17 protein-coding genes and 1 pseudogene are annotated in these 17204 nt (G+C 66.1%); 7 read left to right on the top strand and 11 right to left on the bottom strand.

What is annotated here, in order from left to right; all coding sequences use genetic code 11:
• Both KBZ07_RS05990 and KBZ07_RS05985 read right to left on the bottom strand, forming a co-directional pair.
• A pseudogene (locus KBZ07_RS05990) lies at positions 1 to 566 on the bottom strand (tRNA uridine-5-carboxymethylaminomethyl(34) synthesis GTPase MnmE); the annotation flags it as partial.
• A gap of 36 nt (positions 567 to 602) precedes the next feature.
• On the bottom strand, positions 603 to 791 hold the full coding sequence (locus tag KBZ07_RS05985) for a hypothetical protein (protein ID WP_197152069.1): 189 nt from the start codon (positions 789 to 791) through the stop codon (positions 603 to 605).
• A gap of 96 nt (positions 792 to 887) precedes the next feature.
• On the opposite strand from KBZ07_RS05985, the gene KBZ07_RS05980 reads away from it, so the two are divergent.
• The 3 genes from KBZ07_RS05980 to KBZ07_RS05970 are packed head-to-tail and all read left to right on the top strand — an operon-like array spanning position 888 to position 2459.
• Positions 888 to 1454 carry a hypothetical protein gene (locus KBZ07_RS05980; RefSeq protein WP_254930757.1) on the top strand — a complete coding sequence of 189 codons (567 nt, stop codon included), beginning with the start codon at positions 888 to 890 and terminating at the stop codon, positions 1452 to 1454.
• A gap of 5 nt (positions 1455 to 1459) precedes the next feature.
• Positions 1460 to 2269, top strand: a complete 810-nt coding sequence (locus tag KBZ07_RS05975) for a class II aldolase/adducin family protein (RefSeq protein WP_254930756.1) — start codon at positions 1460 to 1462, stop codon at positions 2267 to 2269.
• Positions 2270 to 2309: 40 nt separating this feature from the next.
• Positions 2310 to 2459, top strand: coding sequence for a hypothetical protein (locus KBZ07_RS05970; RefSeq protein ID WP_254930755.1), 150 nt, complete (start codon positions 2310 to 2312; stop codon positions 2457 to 2459).
• A gap of 30 nt (positions 2460 to 2489) precedes the next feature.
• On the opposite strand, the gene KBZ07_RS05965 is transcribed toward KBZ07_RS05970, so the two are convergent.
• Positions 2490 to 4775 (bottom strand): bifunctional (p)ppGpp synthetase/guanosine-3',5'-bis(diphosphate) 3'-pyrophosphohydrolase, encoded by a 2286-nt coding sequence (locus KBZ07_RS05965; protein WP_254930754.1) that lies wholly within the window; start codon positions 4773 to 4775, stop codon positions 2490 to 2492.
• A 52-nt stretch (positions 4776 to 4827) separates the two neighbouring features.
• Here KBZ07_RS05965 and nikE point away from each other — a divergent pair, with 52 nt between their 5' ends.
• On the top strand, positions 4828 to 6429 hold the full coding sequence (gene nikE / locus KBZ07_RS05960) for an ABC transporter ATP-binding protein (RefSeq protein WP_254930753.1): 1602 nt from the start codon (positions 4828 to 4830) through the stop codon (positions 6427 to 6429).
• On the opposite strand, the gene KBZ07_RS05955 is transcribed toward nikE, so the two are convergent.
• From KBZ07_RS05955 to KBZ07_RS05945, 3 genes are read right to left on the bottom strand one after another with little or no spacing between them, the layout of a single operon-like run.
• Entirely contained in the window at positions 6416 to 7360 is a 945-nt protein-coding gene (locus tag KBZ07_RS05955; protein ID WP_254930752.1) for an RluA family pseudouridine synthase, read from the bottom strand. The two genes, nikE and KBZ07_RS05955, sit on opposite strands and share 14 nt — an antisense overlap.
• Entirely contained in the window at positions 7357 to 8271 is a 915-nt protein-coding gene (gene ylqF / locus KBZ07_RS05950; protein ID WP_254930751.1) for a ribosome biogenesis GTPase YlqF, read from the bottom strand. Before ylqF ends, KBZ07_RS05955 begins: the two co-directional genes overlap by 4 nt.
• Positions 8272 to 8646, bottom strand: a complete 375-nt coding sequence (locus KBZ07_RS05945) for a universal stress protein (protein ID WP_197152085.1) — start codon at positions 8644 to 8646, stop codon at positions 8272 to 8274.
• A 196-nt stretch (positions 8647 to 8842) separates the two neighbouring features.
• Here KBZ07_RS05945 and KBZ07_RS05940 point away from each other — a divergent pair, with 196 nt between their 5' ends.
• Complete coding sequence (locus KBZ07_RS05940) at positions 8843 to 10048, top strand: phosphoglycerate kinase (protein WP_254930750.1); 1206 nt, start codon at positions 8843 to 8845, stop codon at positions 10046 to 10048.
• 28 nt (positions 10049 to 10076) lie between these two features.
• On the opposite strand, the gene KBZ07_RS05935 is transcribed toward KBZ07_RS05940, so the two are convergent.
• Positions 10077 to 10829, bottom strand: a complete 753-nt coding sequence (locus tag KBZ07_RS05935) for a hypothetical protein (RefSeq protein WP_254930749.1) — start codon at positions 10827 to 10829, stop codon at positions 10077 to 10079.
• Positions 10830 to 10882: 53 nt separating this feature from the next.
• Between KBZ07_RS05935 and KBZ07_RS05930 the strand changes: the two genes are divergently transcribed.
• On the top strand, positions 10883 to 11977 hold the full coding sequence (locus KBZ07_RS05930; RefSeq protein WP_254930748.1) for a glycosyltransferase: 1095 nt from the start codon (positions 10883 to 10885) through the stop codon (positions 11975 to 11977).
• Here KBZ07_RS05930 and KBZ07_RS05925 read toward each other — a convergent pair.
• A complete protein-coding gene (locus KBZ07_RS05925) occupies positions 11956 to 13053 on the bottom strand; it encodes a pyridoxal phosphate-dependent aminotransferase (protein WP_396123944.1) in 1098 nt (365 codons plus the stop codon). The two genes, KBZ07_RS05930 and KBZ07_RS05925, sit on opposite strands and share 22 nt — an antisense overlap.
• Positions 13054 to 13175: 122 nt before the next feature.
• Between KBZ07_RS05925 and KBZ07_RS05920 the strand changes: the two genes are divergently transcribed.
• Positions 13176 to 14012 carry a pentapeptide repeat-containing protein gene (locus tag KBZ07_RS05920; protein ID WP_254930746.1) on the top strand — a complete coding sequence of 279 codons (837 nt, stop codon included), beginning with the start codon at positions 13176 to 13178 and terminating at the stop codon, positions 14010 to 14012.
• 68 nt (positions 14013 to 14080) lie between these two features.
• Here KBZ07_RS05920 and KBZ07_RS05915 read toward each other — a convergent pair whose 3' ends face one another.
• From KBZ07_RS05915 to KBZ07_RS05905, 3 genes are all read right to left on the bottom strand, one after another.
• On the bottom strand, positions 14081 to 14587 hold the full coding sequence (locus KBZ07_RS05915; protein ID WP_254930745.1) for a hypothetical protein: 507 nt from the start codon (positions 14585 to 14587) through the stop codon (positions 14081 to 14083).
• A gap of 17 nt (positions 14588 to 14604) precedes the next feature.
• Positions 14605 to 16863 (bottom strand): general secretion pathway protein D, encoded by a 2259-nt coding sequence (locus KBZ07_RS05910; RefSeq protein ID WP_254930744.1) that lies wholly within the window; start codon positions 16861 to 16863, stop codon positions 14605 to 14607.
• A 33-nt stretch (positions 16864 to 16896) separates the two neighbouring features.
• A partial coding sequence (locus tag KBZ07_RS05905; protein WP_254930743.1) for a hypothetical protein occupies positions 16897 to 17204 on the bottom strand: 308 nt, incomplete at its 5' end.

The following is a 17204-nucleotide window of genomic DNA, read 5'->3' as shown; positions in this document are numbered from 1 at the left end:
AGGGGTGGCAGGTCCTCCTCGAAGTCAACCCGCGCCTCCAGCTCCGCCAGCTGATCCAGCAACCGGCCCCGCAGCTGGCCAATGCGCCGCGCCAGGCCCCCATCGAGTCCCGCCATCGCCAGCTGGGCCGCCCGCCGGCTGCGGGCGGTGATCAGTTCACTGATGGCTTCGGCGCGGGTGAGGTCAAGGCGCCCGTTCAGGAAGGCCCGCTGGCTGAACTCCCCCGGCAGGGCCCGCCGCGCCCCGGCCGCCAGCACCAGCTCCAGCACCCTCTGCACAGCGATCAGGCCGCCGTGGCAGTGGAACTCCACCACATTTTCGCGGGTGAAGCTGCGCGGTGAGAGCATCAGCAGCAGCAGGGCCTCATCCACCCGCTCGCCGCTGGCCGGATCCACCACATGGCCGTAGAGCACCCGGTGGCTCTCCCACGGTTGCTGGCCAGGAGCCACAAACAGCCGCCGCCCGATCGCCTCGGCCTCGGGGCCGGAGATTCGTACGATTGCCACACTGCCCTGCCCGGGCGCCACCGCCGTAGCTACCGCTGCGATGGTGCCTGAGACTTCCATGCCCCCATTCCAACCCGCCGCCGCCCCCAGGGCTGCTCAGGGGTTAGCCAGCCCCGGAAACACCATTAGGTCGATGTGGCCACCTTCCGGGTGGCGCCACTCGCGAAACTCCTCTGCCAGGGCGTGCTGCTCCCGGGGGAGAGATTGGGCCTGGAGATCCTGGAGGCGCTGATGCACCAGGTCGAGGGTTTCATCGATCAGCTGGGCCGCTTGCTCGGAGGTCATGGCTGGCTATCCCTCAGGTGGGGTGGTTGTAGGTAACCAGGCCTAACCGGGCTGTAACTACGGCAACGCCAATCAGAAACCGCTGACCAGCAAGCCATGGGCCAGCTGGTCAACCGTCCCATGGCCATGGCGGCCAACGGCTGTGAATCGCACCATCACCCCATGGATAAGCTTCTCGAGTTCCGCTCTGCCAACAAGCAGTCTGGACGGGCCCAGCGATCTCCAAACTGGTCCAAAACCGACTCCCAGGAGCTCCGCAAAGGATTGCTGTTGAGCATCGCCGGGGCAGCCGCTTTGGCAAGCCTGTTTGGTCTCGCCCACTTTGTGAAGCTCGATAGCCTGCTGGTTGCAAGCCAGGCGATCTACAACCTGATCAGCGGTGTTCACATCATGGCCAAAGGCCTGGTGCGCCTGCTGCTCGGGGTTGCCCAGATGCTCGGCTTCGCAGCCCTGGCCGTGGTGGCAGTGACAGCCGTGCTCTCACTCGCCAGTGGAGCTGTGCGGATCGGCTGGAAACTGCTACCCCAGCATGAATCCACCTGGGAACTGCTGGCGAATGGCCTCAACGGCATCACCGATTTGCTGATCCTGCCGCTGCGGCGCCCGAAGGCAACTCGCCAGGCCAACTCCCGCCGTGCCGCCTCCAACCAGAAAGCTGCCTGATTGCGATGGAGCCAGCGGGCAGCGGCTGTATCGATGGGGTGCCACTCACCCCCAAAAACATCCGGCATCAAAGCCAGCCAATTTTCAGCTGCTTGGCCGAGGAAAGACAACACCGCAAGGAAAGGCTGGCCGGCGCCCTGCGCATCTTTGGCCGCCTTGGCTTCGGCGAAGGGGTCGCCGGGCACATCACCGCCCGGGATCCGGAATATCCAGACCACTTCTGGGTGAACCCCTTCGCCCATTCATTTCGGCGGATGAGAGTCAGCGACCTGATCCTGGTGAACCATGCCGGCGAGGTGGTGATCGGCAACCGTCCGGTCAACCGGGCGGCCTTCGTGTTGCATGCCGCGATCCATCAGCGTCGACCGGAAGTGAATGCCGCGGCCCACGCCCATTCCCCTTACGGCAAGGCCTTTGCCAGCTTGGGCCGGCGCCTCAATCCGATCACGCAGGATGCCTGCATGTTCTTCAACGACCACGCCTTGATCAGCGAAGACGGCGGCAAGGTGGTGCTGGAAGAGGAATCCGGCCAGAGCTTCGCCAGGCACTTTGATCACGGCAAAGCAGCCATCCACCAGAATCACGGCCTGCTCAGCGTGGGCGAGAGCGTTGATGCGGCGGCGTTCTGGTTCATCGCCATGGAACGCTGCTGCCAGAGCCAGCTGCTTGCGCAGGCGGCGGGTGAACCCCAGCTGATCCGAAACGAGTGGGCCGAATACACCCACGCCAGAATCGGCACGGAGCAGGCCGGCTGGCTGAATTTTCAATCCCTCTGGGACGAGATCAGCAGCAGCGACCCCGACCTCTTCGACTAGGGCCACTGGTGCGAAGATCAAAGTCCCTCAACAACTACCTGTGGCAGCACCCAAGGGATCCTCTGGCTCGGCACTCTCCGGCCTGCTGCTGGTGCTGGGTTCCCTGGGGGGCCTGGCCCTACTGGGCTGGCTGACGGTGGTGATGCTCGACCTGAAGCACCTCAACACCGGCGGCTTCACCTTGCCTTAAAGCTTCAATTTGCCCTTAATCCGGCCGGGCCTAGCCGATCCCGGTGCGGGCGATGTCAAGCACGTCGGCCATAGAACGGATCTGGCCGATGGTGCTGGCCAGCTGGCCGGAACTGTCGAGCTCCACCCGCAGGTCAATGCGGGCCGGCTTCCCGGGAGTGGTGCGCACCCGGGCATCACTGACGTTGATGCGGTGGTCGGAGAGGCGGGTGAGGATGTCCTTGAGCACGCCAACTCGATCGAGCACCTCGATGCGCAACTGCACCGGATAACGTCGCGGGCTGGCTTGCACCGCAGGGTTCCAGCGCACCGGCAGGCGCCGTTCGGCCGGCACCTGGCCCAGGTTGGAGCAGTCCTGGCGATGGATGGTGATGCCGTGGTTGCCCAGGGCCACCGCCCCCAAGATCGGCTCCCCAGGCAGGGGGGTGCAGCACCCCCCCAGCCGATAGTCGAGGCCTTCTAGGCCCAGGATTGCACTGGTGCCCGCCGGCGACGAAGGCAGGAGATCGGGATGGGCAGCGTGAGCTGAAAGCTCGGCGGCGACCTGCTCATTGCTGGGCACCGGCACAGCGGCGGCGCTGGCCAGGCGCAATTCCTCCCGCAGCCGATTTAGCAACTGGTGCAGCGTGACCCCACCAAAGCCGAGGGATGCCAGCAGATCCTCAGTGCCGGCAAGGTTGCAACGGCGGGCCACCCGGGCGATCGCCTCGCCGCTGAGCAGGGCATCGAAGCCGTCGCGACCCAGTTCGCGCTCCAACATCTCGGTGCCGCGCAGGATGTTCTGGTCGCGATGGCTCGTCTTGTACCAATGGCGGATGCGGTTGCGGGCCGTGGGGGTGGCCACGAAATTGAGCCAGTCGAGGCTCGGGTGCGCCGTCTTGGCGGTGATCACCTGCACGAAATCGCCGTTCTGTAGCGGGGTGGCCAGGGGGCAGAGGCGATCGTTGATGCGCACTCCCTGGCAGTGGTTGCCGATCTCGGAATGGATCCGGTAGGCGAAATCAACGGCGGTGGAACCCTTGCGCAGCCCCACCACATCGCCATTGGGGGTGAACACGAACACCTCCTCGTCGAAGAGGTCCTCCTTGATGGAACGCAAAAAATCGCTGCTGTCCTTGCCACCGTCGTCCTTCTGCCAATCCACCAGCTGGCGCAGCCAGTTGAAGCGCTCCGCATCGGCCCCGGAGGCCGCCGGTGAACCGCCCTCCTTATATTTCCAATGGGCGGCGATGCCGTACTCGGCCACCCGGTGCATCTCGGTGGTGCGGATCTGCACCTCGATCGGCCGATGGCGACCGATCACCGCCGTATGCAGCGACTGGTAGCCATTGGGCTTGGGTAGGCCGATGTAGTCCTTGAAGCGGCCGGGAATCGGCCGGAAGGTGTCGTGGACAACCGCCAGGGCCCGGTAGCAGCCCTCCAGGTTGGGGCAGAGGATCCTGAGAGCGGCCACGTCGATGATTTCGTGGAACGCCTTCTGCTGGCGCTGCATTTTGCTCCAGATGCCGTAGAGGTGCTTGGGCCGGCCACTCACCTCACAGTTGTGCAGCCCCGCGGCGGCGAGGCGATCCCGCAGCAACTGCACGGTCACCCCCAGGCGCTCTTCCCGGTCACTGCGCTTGGTCGCCACCTGCTTCTGAATGTCGCGGTAGGCCTCGGGCTCGAGGATTTTGAAGGCCAGATCCTCCAGCTCCCACTTGAGCCTGCCAATCCCCAGCCGGTTGGCGAGGGGGGCATAGATCTCCCGGGTTTCGCGGGCGATGCGCTGCTGCTTCTCGGGCTTGAGGGCCGCCAGCGTGCGCATGTTGTGGAGGCGGTCTGCCAACTTCACCAGCACCACGCGGATGTCGCTGGCCATGGCCAAAAACATGCGACGCAAATTTTCTGCCTGGGCCTCGGTGTAGTTGGTGAAATGGATCCCGCCCAACTTGGTGACCCCCTCCACCAGGGCCCGCACCTCGGCGCCGAAGCGAGCCTCGATCTCATCGGGGGTGACGCCGGTGTCCTCGACCACGTCGTGCAGGAAGCCGGCGGCGATTACCCCTGCACTGGCGCCGGTCTCCCGCAGCAGATCGGCAACGGCGATCGGATGGATGATGTAGGGCTCGCCCGTGGCCCGCAACTGGCCCTGGTGATGGCGGTAGGCGTAATCGAAGGCGCAGGCGAGCAGCAGCTCGGGGTCCGTAGGGCAGCTGTTGTCCTGGCCCGGCGGCACGTGCTCTAGGCAGCGCTGCAGCCACTCGGGCAGGGGCACGCCATAGTCAGCAGGGGGGCGGATCGATCGGTCCTGATCAAGATCGGCAACCGCCTTGAGCATTCCGCCCTGTGGATTTCCCCCATCGTATGCAGATACTGCCTAGCTGGAGACCATGACCAGCCCCGTGCTTGCGATTGACCACCTGGTGGTGCGCTATCCGGGCTGCGACCAGCCCACCCTTGATGGGCTGACCCTGAGCCTGAGCCCAGGTCAGAGGCTGGCCCTGGTCGGGCCCTCCGGCTGCGGCAAGAGCACCGTGGCCCGGGCGGTGCTGCAGCTCCTGCCCCCAGGCAGCCAGTGCAGCGGCGGGCTACTGCTGGCGGGGCAGGAGCCCGGCCGGCTGCAGCGGCCGGCCCTGCGCCAACTGCGCGGCGAGGCGGTGGGCCTGGTTTTCCAGGACCCCATGACCCGGCTCAACCCCCTGCTGACCATCGGCGACCACCTGGGGGACACCCTGGCCGCCCACCGGCCCCGCTGGCGGCGGCGCCAGGTGCGAGAACGGGCCGAGGAGCTGCTGACCAGGGTCGGCATCAACCCCCAGCGCTACGGCAGCTACCCCCATGAAGTCAGCGGCGGCATGCGTCAACGGCTGGCGATCGCCCTGGCCATGGCCCTCACTCCGCCCCTGGTGATCGCCGACGAGCCCACCACCAGCCTGGATGTGGCCATCGCCGGCCAGGTGATGGGGGAGCTCAGCGCACTTTGCAGCGAAGCGGGCAGCGCCCTGCTGCTGATCAGCCACGACCTGGCCCTTGCAGGCCGCTGGTGCGACCAGATCGCCGTGCTGGACCAGGGCCGCCTGATCGAGCAGGCCCCCGCCCAACAACTGCTCACCGCCCCGGCCTCCCCCCTGGCCCAGCGGCTGGTGGCCAAGGCGCGGCAGCGGGAGGGGGCCCAGAGTGCGATGCCCGCACCGGCGCCGGCCCTGCTGGAGCTGGAGGAGTTGCGCAGCTGGCACCCGCTGCCCTCCCTGCCCTGGCAACGCCGCTGGCTCAAAGCGGTGGACGGGGTGAGCCTGAGGCTGCAGCGGGGCGAAACCATTGGCCTGGTGGGGGCATCAGGCTGCGGCAAGAGCACCCTCTGCCGAGCCCTGATGGGGTTGGCACCGGTGCGGGGCGGCACGGTGCGACTCGAAGGCCGCAACCTGCTGGCCCTGCGCGGCCAGGCCCTACGCCAGGCGCGACGGGGCCTGCAGATGGTTTTTCAAGACCCCCTGGCCTGCCTCAACCCCCAGATGGTTGTGGTCGAAGCCATCGCCGATCCCCTGCTGATCCACGGCCTGGCCAGCCGTAACCAGGCCCGCCGCCGGGCCCGGGAACTCCTCTCTGCCGTGGGGCTGACCCCAGCTGAAGCCTTCGAAAACCGCCTGCCCAGCCAGCTCTCGGGCGGCCAGCAGCAGCGGGTGGCCATCGCCCGGGCCCTGGTGCTGGAGCCAAAAGTGCTGCTCTGCGACGAGAGCGTCAGCATGCTGGACGCCGAAGTGCAGGCCGACGTGCTGGCCCTGCTGCGAGATCTGCAGCAGCGGCTGGGCCTGGGCCTGCTGTTTGTCACCCACGACCTGTCGGTAGCCAGCGGCTTCTGCCACCGGGTGATTGTGCTCGACGGCGGCCTGATCGTGGAGGAGGGCCCGGGCGCCCGGTTGCTGAGCCATCCCCAGGCGGCCATCACCCGCAAGCTTGTGGAGGCCTGCCCGCGGCTGCCTAGCGTCGCCTGAGCGCCGCCAGCAAGCGCTCAAACAGCTCCGGCAGGGGCGCCTCGCACACGATCCGCTCGCCGTGGATCGGGTGGTTGAGCCCAAGCTGCACGGCATGGAGGGCCTGGCCGGGCATATCCAGCGGCAGCTTGCGGCAGCGGGAGTACACCGGGTCACCCACGATCGGATGGCCCAGGTGGGCGCAGTGCACCCGGATCTGGTGGGTGCGGCCGGTATCCAGCTTGAAACGCAGGAGGGAGTAGTCGCCCAGCCGCTCCACCAGGCGCCAGTGGGTGCAGGCGTGGCGGCCCGAGTCGTCGTGGACTACGGCGTATTTCTTGCGGTCGGCTGGGTGGCGGCCGATGGGGGCCAAGACCGTGCCGGAATCGGCCGTAGGCACCCCGTGCACCACCGCCAAATACTGGCGCGAGGCGATCCGCTTCTGGATCTGCACCTGCAGCTTCACCAGCGCCTCCTGGCTCTTGGCCACCACGATGCAGCCCGTCGTGTCCTTGTCGAGCCGGTGCACGATGCCGGGCCGCAGCTCCCCGCCGATGCCGGGCAGGTCGGGGCAGTGGTGCAGCAGGCCATTCACCAGGGTGCCGTCCCTGTTGCCGGGCGCCGGATGCACGGTGAGCCCGGCGGGCTTATTGAGCACGATCAGATGGGAGTCTTCATAGAGCACATCCAGGGGCATGGCCTGGGGCACCAGATAGGGCAGGGGCTCCGGCGGCGGCATCCACAGCGCCACGCTGTCGCCCTGGCGCAGGGGGGTCTTGGCCCGGCCGGTGACCCCATTGACCCGCACATAGCCGGCCTCGATGAACTTCTGGATCCGGGCCCGGCTCTGCTCCGGTCGCTGGGCCACCAGCCAGCGATCCAGCCGCATCGGCAGGGGCTTGGGGTAGATGAGCGTGAGTAGCTCGCCCTCGCCTTCGCCGAAATCGCTCACGGCAGCTCCAGAGCGATCGCCCCCAGCCGGCCACAGCGAAAATCATCGAGCAGCTTGGTGGCCATGCGCAGGCTGTCGCCACTGGTATGGCGCTCGGCGGCGGCGGCCAGCCAGCCATGGGCATCAGGCTGAAAAGCCGGGCCGTCAAGATTCCGTACATCCTGTACAGAATTCTGCACAGCTAATCCGTAGCGGCGCTCCAGCAGGCCGTGGGGCACTCCAGCGGCGGGAAGCTGCTCCAATCCGGTTAGCAGAGCCACAAAGGCCAGGGCAGCGGCCTCGTTGTCATAAGCCGCCTGGCCAATGTCATCGCAGAGGGCCAGGCGCAGGGCTGCCTGCTGGTCGTCTAGGCGGGGCGGCAGCACGCCTGGGGCATCTAGCAGGTCGAGGTCCTGGCCCAGCCGCACCCAACGCAGGCTGCGGGTCACTCCGGCCCGGCGGGCGCTGTCTACCACCTTCTGGCGCACCAACCGGTTGATCAGGGCCGACTTGCCCACGTTGGGGAAGCCCAGCATCAGGGCCCGCACCGGCCGCGGCTTCATGCCCCTGCCGGCCCGGCGGGCATTGAGGGCCTCCCCGGCCCGGATCGCCGCCTGTTGCAGCTGCTTGACGCCGGTGCCCACCTTCGCGTCACACCACCAGCAGGTCTGCTCCTGGGCCCGGAACCAGGCGGTCCAGGCCTGGCGCACCGGCGCCGGAATCATGTCGACCCGATTGATCACCAGCAGGTGCTGCTTGTTGCCGATCCAGCGCTGCAGCCGGGGGTGGGAGGTGGCCAGCGGAATGCGTGCGTCGCGCACCTCGATCACCAAATCCACCTTGGCGAGATTTGCGTTGAGGGCCCTCTCCGCCTTGGCGATGTGGCCCGGATACCACTGGATCGCCGGGGCATTGACGCTGAGTTGCGTCACCTAGGGCACCACCAGCACCGGACAGGGAGCCAGCTGGATCACCCTCGCCGCGGTGCTCTGTTGGTCGCTCTCGATCGCGATGCCGCGGGTGCCCATCACGATCACATCGGCATTGATCTCATCTGCCACATCACCGATCACAAAAGCTGGCATGCCCTCACGCTCGATCACCCGGCAGCTCACCCCAGCCTGCTCAAACCGGGCCCGGGCCTGCTGGAGCAGCTCGGCGGTGGCCGCCGGGTCGTCCTGGCCGGGCTCCACCACCGAGAGCAGCACCAGGGAGCTGGCGTGCTGCTGGGCCAGTTTCAGGGCCACCGCCGCCGTTTCCAAGGCCTGACGGCTCTGGTCGATGGGAAAAAGAACGGTTTCAAACATGGCGCGGGTTACGCAGACAGGGCCGTTAAGGGCTGGGAAATTTCAGTCTGGAGGGCGCTCCGGAATCCGGCCAGGGCGGCCGGGTGGGGGAAAGCCGAAGGGAGGCAAGTGGGAGTTCAAGTGGGAGGGCAAGAGGGAAGCCAGGGGCGGGTCGGGGGCTAACCTCCCCCGGCAATTCCCTATCACCTGGAGCCCCATGGCGAAGCGATCCCTGGCCAGCCTTTCGGCCGATGATCTCCGCGGCAAGCGCGTGCTGGTGCGGGTTGACTTCAACGTACCGCTCGATGACGCCGGCGCCATCACCGACGACACCCGCATCCGGGCGGCCCTGCCCACCATCGCCCACCTGCGCGACAACGGCGCCAAGGTGATCCTGGCAGCCCACTTCGGCCGGCCCAAGGGCCAGGTGAACGAGGGCATGCGCCTCACCCAGGTGGCCGCCCGCCTCAGCGACCTGCTGGGCGTGCCCGTCACCAAGACTGAAAGCTGCATCGGCCCCGACGCCGAGGCCAAGGTGGCCGCCCTGGAGGAAGGCGGTGTGGTGTTGCTCGAGAACGTGCGCTTCTTCGCTGAGGAAGAGAAGAACGAGGCCGAATTTGCCCAAAAATTGGCCTCCCTTGCTGAGGTTTACGTAAACGACGCGTTCGGCGCCGCCCACCGGGCCCACGCCTCCACCGAGGGGGTTACCAAGTTCCTCAATCCCAGCGTGGCCGGCCACCTGATGGAGAAGGAGCTGGCCTACCTACAGGGCGCCATCGATGCGCCCAAGCGCCCCCTGGCGGCAATCGTGGGTGGCTCCAAGGTGAGCAGCAAGATCGGCGTGCTGGAAGCCCTGATCGACAAGTGCGACAAGATCCTGATCGGCGGCGGCATGATCTTCACCTTCTACAAGGCCCGTGGCCTCTCGGTGGGCAAGAGCCTGGTGGAAGAGGACAAGCTGGAGCTGGCCCGGGAACTCGAGGCCAAGGCGGCCGCCAAGGGCGTGCAGTTCCTGCTGCCCACCGATGTGGTGCTGGCCGACAACTTCGCCCCCGATGCGAATAGTCAGATCGCCAAAGTGGAGGAGATCCCCGACGGCTGGATGGGCCTCGACATCGGCCCCGACTCCCTGAAGGTGTTCCAGGCGGCCCTGGCCGACTGCAAGACCGTGATCTGGAACGGACCGATGGGCGTGTTCGAGTTCGACAAGTTTGCCGCTGGCACCAACGGCATCGCCCACACCCTGGCGGAGCTGAGCGCCACCGGCACGATCACAATCATCGGTGGCGGCGACTCGGTGGCCGCCGTGGAGAAGGTGGGCGTGGCCGAGAAGATGAGCCACATCTCCACCGGCGGTGGCGCCAGCCTGGAGCTGCTCGAAGGCAAGGTGCTCCCCGGCGTGGCAGCCCTCGACGAGGTCTGAAGCAGGGCTTCAGTTACAACAACTCGGCTCAGGGATTCAACTGGGCCTTGTCAGTCACCACCCGCACCCGCTTGGTGGCACTGACCAGGCCCTTGGGGTGCACCAGCAGCACGGCCCAGGTTTGGGAACCGGGGGTGAAAGGAGCTTGCACGGTCTTGAACAGGCCGCCGCCGCCGAGGGCGCCGAGCTGCAGGTCGGGGCTCTCGAGCGCACTTACCTGCTGACCGGTCAGGGCCACCAGGCCACCGGCAACGATGGCTCCATCGAGGGGTTCATCAATCAGCACATCCAGGTCGTAGCGCTGGCCGGTGAGCACGGCATCGGGGATCAACAGGCTGACCGGCAGATCGACCTCGCCACTGCGCAGCAAGGCTTGCTCACGAATCACGGTTTGGCCATTGATGCGGCTGCCGCTGCTGCTGAGCAGCAGCTGTTGCTGGGCCTCCAGCCGGAAGCGTGTGGGGCCTTCCTGGCGACTGCCAGTCACCTGCAATTGCACCGTGGCGCTGCCGTCACGCAGGGGCGCGCCGGGGCCCACCTGCCAGCGGGCATCGGGAAATTGGCGCAGCAGGGCCCGGCGCCGCAACTCCACCAAGGTGACATCCAGGCCCGTGCCGTTCTCCAGCACGGCCGCCAGCTCTGCGCCGCCGTTGAGGGCCTTCTCCAGCAGCTGCAGCTGGGCCCCACTTGGCATCGCTGCGGCCGCCGCCGCTGGATTGGCCAGCAGCAGGCCGAACAGCAGGCCAAACGGCAAGCGTCTCAAAAGCTGGGGGCTCGGCATCTGGGCGGCGGAAACCGCTTTTAAGTTAGGCGCGCCCGCGACCCCTCGCATCCATGCCCAGGCTCCTGATCGCTGCCAGCGGCACCGGCGGCCACCTGTTCCCAGCCCTGGCGGTGGCCGATGCGATGCCGGCGGACTGGAGCATCCAATGGCTGGGCGTGCCCGACCGGATGGAACGCCAACTGGTGCCCAGCCGCTATCCACTCCAGACGGTGCGGGCCGGCGGGCTCCAGGGCCGGGGCCTGAGCAAACTCTGGAACCTGGTGCAACTGCTGCGGGCCAGTGGTTCCGTGCGGCACATGATTCGCCGGGAGGGCATCGAGGCGGTGTTCACCAGTGGCGGCTACATCGCCGCGCCGGCCATTTTGGCGGCCCGCTGGAGCGGCGTGCCGGTGGTGCTGCACGAGAGCAATGCCGTGCCCGGCAAGGTGACCCGCCTGCTGGGCTGGCTCTGCAGCCGGGTAGCCGTCGGCCTGCCCCAGGCCGCCGGCCGCCTTCCCCGCTGCCGGCCGGTCGTCACGGGCACCCCCGTGCGCCAGGCCTTCCTGGAGCCCGCCCCCCTGCCTGCCTGGGCGCCCCTGGGGCCGGGCCCCCTGCTGCTGGTGATGGGCGGCAGCCAGGGGGCCCTCGGCCTCAACCGCATGCTGCGGCCCCTGCTGGCCCGGCTCGCGGCGGCCGGGGTGCGGGTGGTGCACCTCACCGGCAGCAACGACCCCGAGGCGGGCCAGCCGCTGCCGGCCGGCGTGGTGGCGCGGCCCTTCAGCGACGAGATCCCCGGCCTGCTGCAACACGCCGACCTGGTGATCAGCCGCAGTGGCGCCGGCGCCCTGAGCGAACTGGCGGTGGCCGGTGCCCCGGCAATCCTGGTGCCCTATCCCGCCGCCGCCGATCGCCACCAGGATGCCAATGCCGCCGCTGCGGCCCAACTGGGGGCCGCCGTGATCGTGTGGCAGCACCCGCCAAGCGAACCGGCTCTCGAGCGCAGCCTCTGGCGGCTGCTGGGGCCGCGGCTGCGGGGGGCAGCTGCCAACTGCGATCCACTGGTGGCCATGGGAGCCGCTATGGCCCAACTGGCGGTGCGCGATGCCGATCGGCAGGTGGCGGCTCTGCTGCTGAGCCTGCAGGCTCAACGCTCAGCCAGCTCCTGACGCAGGGCGCCGATGATGCGGCGGTTGTGCTGGTGGCTCTGGTAGCCGATCCGCAGCCAGTTCTGCCCCAGACCGTCAAAGGAGCGGCAGTCGCGCAGCAGGATGTGGTGGCGACGCTCCAGCCGTTCCCGCAATGGCAGCAGGGAGGTTTCGCCGCGGATCAACAGGAAGTTGGCGGCCGAAGGCAGGGGGCTGATGCCCGGCAACTGGGCCAGCTGCTGCTGGAGCCAGGCCCCTTCACGGGCCGTCCAGCGCTGCACCCTGCGGCCCCAACGGCAGCAGGCGGCGGGATTGCCAAGCAGGCCTTCGCCCACGGCGGCGGCCAGACCATTCACCGGCCAGGGATCGCGCCAGCAGCCCCAGCGCCGCAGCCGCTGGGGCTGGGCGACCGCGTAGCCCAGCCGCAAGCCGGCAATGCCATAGAGCTTGGTGAGGCTGCGGATCACCACCAGGTTTGGATGGGCCGCCACCAGGGGTATCAGGCTCTGGTCTTCTCCGGCTGGCACCAGGGGCAGAAAGGCCTCATCGACGATCACCAGGGCAAACCGCTCCAACAGGGGCTCCAGGGAGGCCCTGCTCCACAGCTGGCCGGTGGGATTGTGGGGATTGGTGATCCACAGCACCTCGGCCGCTGGTGGGGCCGGGAACTGCTGGGGCTGCACTGCTGGCTGCAGTGCTGGCTGGAGTGGCAGGGGCATGGCTCGCCAGGCACCTGCCCAGCAGGCCAGGGCCCGCGGGTAGTCGGCGAAGCCCGGCTGGGGCAGCACGCTCACACCAGCCGCCGCCGCATCCCGGGCCGCCCAGGTGAACAGCTCGGCTGCGCCGTTGCCCGGCAGCACCGCATCGGGGCTGAGGCCGTGGAAGCCGGCCAGGGCGGCCCTCAGGGCCGCGTAATCGCGATCGGGGTAAACCCGGGCTTGGGCCCCGAAAGCAGCCCGCAGCAACTGCCAGCGCACAGCCCAGGGCGGCCCGAAGGGCACCAGGGAGGCACTGGCATCCAGCAGCTGGGAGGGACGGCAACCAAGACGCTCAGCAGTGGTGGCCAGGTTGCCGCCGTGGCGCTCAGGAGGCGGCATCGGCATGGCTGCAAGTTAATCGGGGTGCACGACAACCACAGACGGCTCCGCAGCGAGGAGGTTTCTGGCGAAGCGGGGCTGCGCTATCAAGACCTTGGCGTTCCAGCTCTCCCAGGCTCTCGATGGCAATCCCGATCCCCAGGCCACCGGGCGCGGCAGCCACCCCGTTGCTGGGTCTGGCCATGGGTCTGGTCCTGGAGCTGGCCCTGGGGCTGGGGCCGGCAGGGGCGGTGAACAACGACCAGCTGATGCAGCTGCTCGCTCACAAGGCCTGCCAGGGCTGCAAACTCCAGGATGCAGACCTGGTGCACGCCGATCTGCGGGACGCCCAGCTGCAGCGAGCCCAGCTGCAGCGAGCCAATCTGGGCCGGGCCCAGCTCGATGGCGCCAATCTCAGCGGTGCCGATCTGAGCTTCAGTTCCCTGCTGGGGGCATCCCTGCGGGGGGCCAATCTGCGCGGCACCAAGCTGGAGGGCACGGATCTGCGCGACGCGGATCTCAGTGGCGCCCAACTTGACACCAATGCCCTGGCTACAAGCCACTGGAAAGGGGCCATTGGCGTGGGCGCCGAGCTCAGCAGTTATGCGGCGCTGCACAATGCGGGCGTGGAAGCGGCCCTCGAAGGGCGTTTGCCTGAAGCGGAAAAATATTTCAATCAGGCCCTCCTCAAACAACCGGATGCGGCGATCACCTGGCTGGCCCGCGGCATCACGCGGGTCGAGCAGGCAAAACGCGAGGAAGGGGTGCAGGATTTCATCTATGCAGCCAGCCTCTATGAGCGGCAGAGCGCCCCAGAAACAGCCCTTGAGCTGCGCAGGGAAGCGGAACAACTGAATAAAGGAGCAAAGAAACCGGCGGGGGGCAACGGCATGGGCGGCACCCTGCTCCAAGGGGCGGCGGGGCTCTTCCAGGTGTTGGCACCGCTGGCGGCCAAGGCCCTGATCCCCTTGCCCTTCTGAGCAGTCACCAAACCAGCCAGCGCCAGCCAGCTGTTTGCAAGCGCTGCTGGCAGAGGCCCCTAAAAATACTAAATTTTGATATACACGGGGTCTTTGAGATCCGCTCTGGTCAAACCGATACGACCCTTGCTGGCCTCAATGGCTACCAGCCTCCAACCCCTCGGCAAAAATTCAGTCGACTGGCCCCCCACCTGATCGAGGTACACCTCACCCGACTTACTTTCGTGTTGAACAAACACAGCCTGCTGGCCGGATGCCTTGATGAAACCAAGCACCGCAAAGTTGCCGAGCATTTCACGGATCTTGGCTGGGGTTGGAGCCTGGGCCTGCGCTGCAGCAAGGGGAGCGGGAATGGGGCCGAAGGGATCCAGCCGGCCCTCAGGGAAGCTCTCGATCACCTGTTGGGCCGTAGGGGCCTGGGTAAGACCTGCAGAAGGAAGGGAGGCTTGGGCGGTGGGCCCTTGCGGTTGGGGCCGCCGCTGCAGGGCTGACGGATCGACATCGGCCAGATCGGCTGCGGAGTCGCCGTTGGGTGCGCTGCTGCAGCCGAAAAGGGCAAGCAAAAGTGCGCCCACAGCTAACAAACGCCCCTTCATTGGCCAGGGGAGCCATAGATCATGCGCCTGGCCTCTTCCGTATCAGGCCTGAACCCATATCCATAGGCACCACCCATTTCGTCATCGATGATCTTGGGAGTAACCATGATCACCAATTCACGTTTTTGACGAACATTCCCGCTGGAACGGAACAGCGAGCCAATAAATGGAATATCTCCCAAGATGTGCCACTTCCTCACCTCGGCACGATCAAAATCGGAGATTACACCGGTCATGATCAGGGTCTGACCGTCGCGCACCCGCAGGGCACCTGTGTCCAGGCTGCGAATACTAAGAATATTAAGTTCAGAACCGCATCCCGCTGGAGCTTGCTCCCTTGCTGTCACTGCCGAGACGCTGGGCGAGAGCACAAATGTTACGAAACCATTGTCATCAATCTTTTGAACCCTGGCACCCAAAATCAAACCAGCAGTCGACAGAACAGGTGTGCAAGCTATGGCACCCTGGGTCGTTTGCGTTTGGTAATCGGTAACCACATTAGTTCCGACACGAACCACACCCTCATTAGCCCTACGGCGCCCAATTGCCCTGTCCAAACCAATATTCGAGACACCCTGAACAACACCACTACCAACCTGGGAAGACTGACCCGCAGTTTCCTCTCCCTCACGCAACAACTCAGCATTTTCCTGAAGAATTAAGGTGGGACTGGCCAATAATTTGGTATTCGAAGAAACTATTTGCGCCTTCAAGAAATCATAGAACTCATTCTTAGGATATGCCGCGCCAGGATTCTGCTTCTGATCAGAGAAGCCCGTCACGGGATTATACGTTGGTGGCAAATTATTGCCAAACGCCCCAAGCAGCTGGCCATTGTCATTGACGATAAAATTATTGCCCCATCGAATCGCAAAGCTATTGCTCATTGTCGAGTCGTTATCTAAATTGACATCTAAAATCTTCAAGGATAACGCCACCTGGCGCTGGCGCAGATCAAGCTGCTTTAGGTATTGCTCGGCGATGAGGATGACCGAAGAATCTCCCACTAAAGTGATTGTTCCCAGCCTGGTGTCGGTAGTTGCCCGCAGGCCCACCAGGGGGCCAGTAGAAGCTCCATAGGCTTCCACCATGGTCTGACTACTTGATTGGGTGGTGGCACTGGAAGCAGCCCCGATGACGGCAGAGCTTTGATTGGCACCCTGGGTAATAGCAGTGGTGATGGTATTGGTTTTAGTAACCGAAGCACCTAGGTTGGCAAGGTAATCGGCGGCGGAGTTGGCGCTGACTTGGTTTAATCGATAAACCTTGGAAAGCTGGGGGCCGAATGATTTAGACAATACATTGAGCCCTGCAAAGATTGTATTTCCCTCCACCCTTGCCTGCAGGCCCGAGCCCATAAGAATGGCATTTAGTGCCCTGCTATAGGCCTCACCCCGAAATGAAACGGTGACGGGCTGGGCCCTTGGGAGATCTTTGTTTGCAGGCGAAGATTCAGCAGACGCACCAGCGCCCTGACCAGGGAAAGAATTCTGGCTTGTAGGGGGATTATCCACATACACAAACCCATATCCACCCAACTGGGCCAGCACCATCAACACATCTCTGGCGTTAGCTCCCCGCGTGGTGAGGGTTACGGGAGGTCCACTCAATCGGATGTAGCCGCGATTTTGAAGCGTCATCGTGCCCACAGCCATATCCCCCAGCGGCGGTGCCACGGCCCGGGGCCGCAGGGGGGGCACAAAGCTCTCGATGGGCACCGGGGTGGGCTGCCGCAAGTTGGGGCGCGCCGTCTGAGAGAGCACATTGGGCTGGGCCGGGAAGCTCACCACCAGGTCCCGACCGTCGCTGCTGATCACCGGCGAGGCCAGGGGGCGTCCGGCCACGGGCGTCACCGTGAGCCGGAAATTCTCACCACTGCCCTCGAAACTGATGCGCTCGAAACCCTCAGCCGGCAGCGCCAGCGACTGGGGGCCCACCTTCAGGGCCCGGGGGCGATCGGTGCGCAGATCCCCCTGCCAGCGATCGGCCAGGGGCTGCTGGGTCAGGGAAGCCCCTAGGCCGGCCTGCTCCAGCACCAACTCCACCGCATCGGGCAGGCGCCGCACCTTCAGCTGCAGCCCACCAATTGCCTCCTGTGGGCCAGGGTTAGCCGCCTGAACCGGCCGGCGGGCCTGGGCAAGCACCTGGTTGGCGGGCAGCAGCAGGGGCGTTGTCGCCACCACCAGCGACAACCAGGCGCAGCCGATCCGAGCCACCAAGGCCAGCCTTCCCGGGAATGGCTCGATGGTATCCACCAGAACCCCGCCCCGCCAGGCCCCTGGGCCCGCTTAAGGCTGGCTGGAACCAGTCTTGCTGGAGCTGTAGAGGGTCAGGGTGAAGGTCATCGCCGTGGGGGCTGGGGCCGGCGCGGCGGCAGGGGGTGGGGGGGAAGCTGGCGAGCTGGCTGGCGAATCAGCGGTGGCGGCGGGGTCAGCGGGAGCCTCAGCGGCGGCGGGGGCCTGGCCAGCCGTGGGCCCAACCTGCTGCAGCGTGAAGCCGCTCTGCCGCACCAGCAGGCTCAACCGCTCCATCGCCCGGATGAAGCCAAGCAGGTTTGGATAGGTCCCCACGGCCTTGAGCTGCATCTGGGTTGCCT

Source organism: Cyanobium sp. BA20m-14, assembly GCF_024346295.1.
This window is presented reverse-complemented; position numbering and strand designations above follow the sequence as displayed.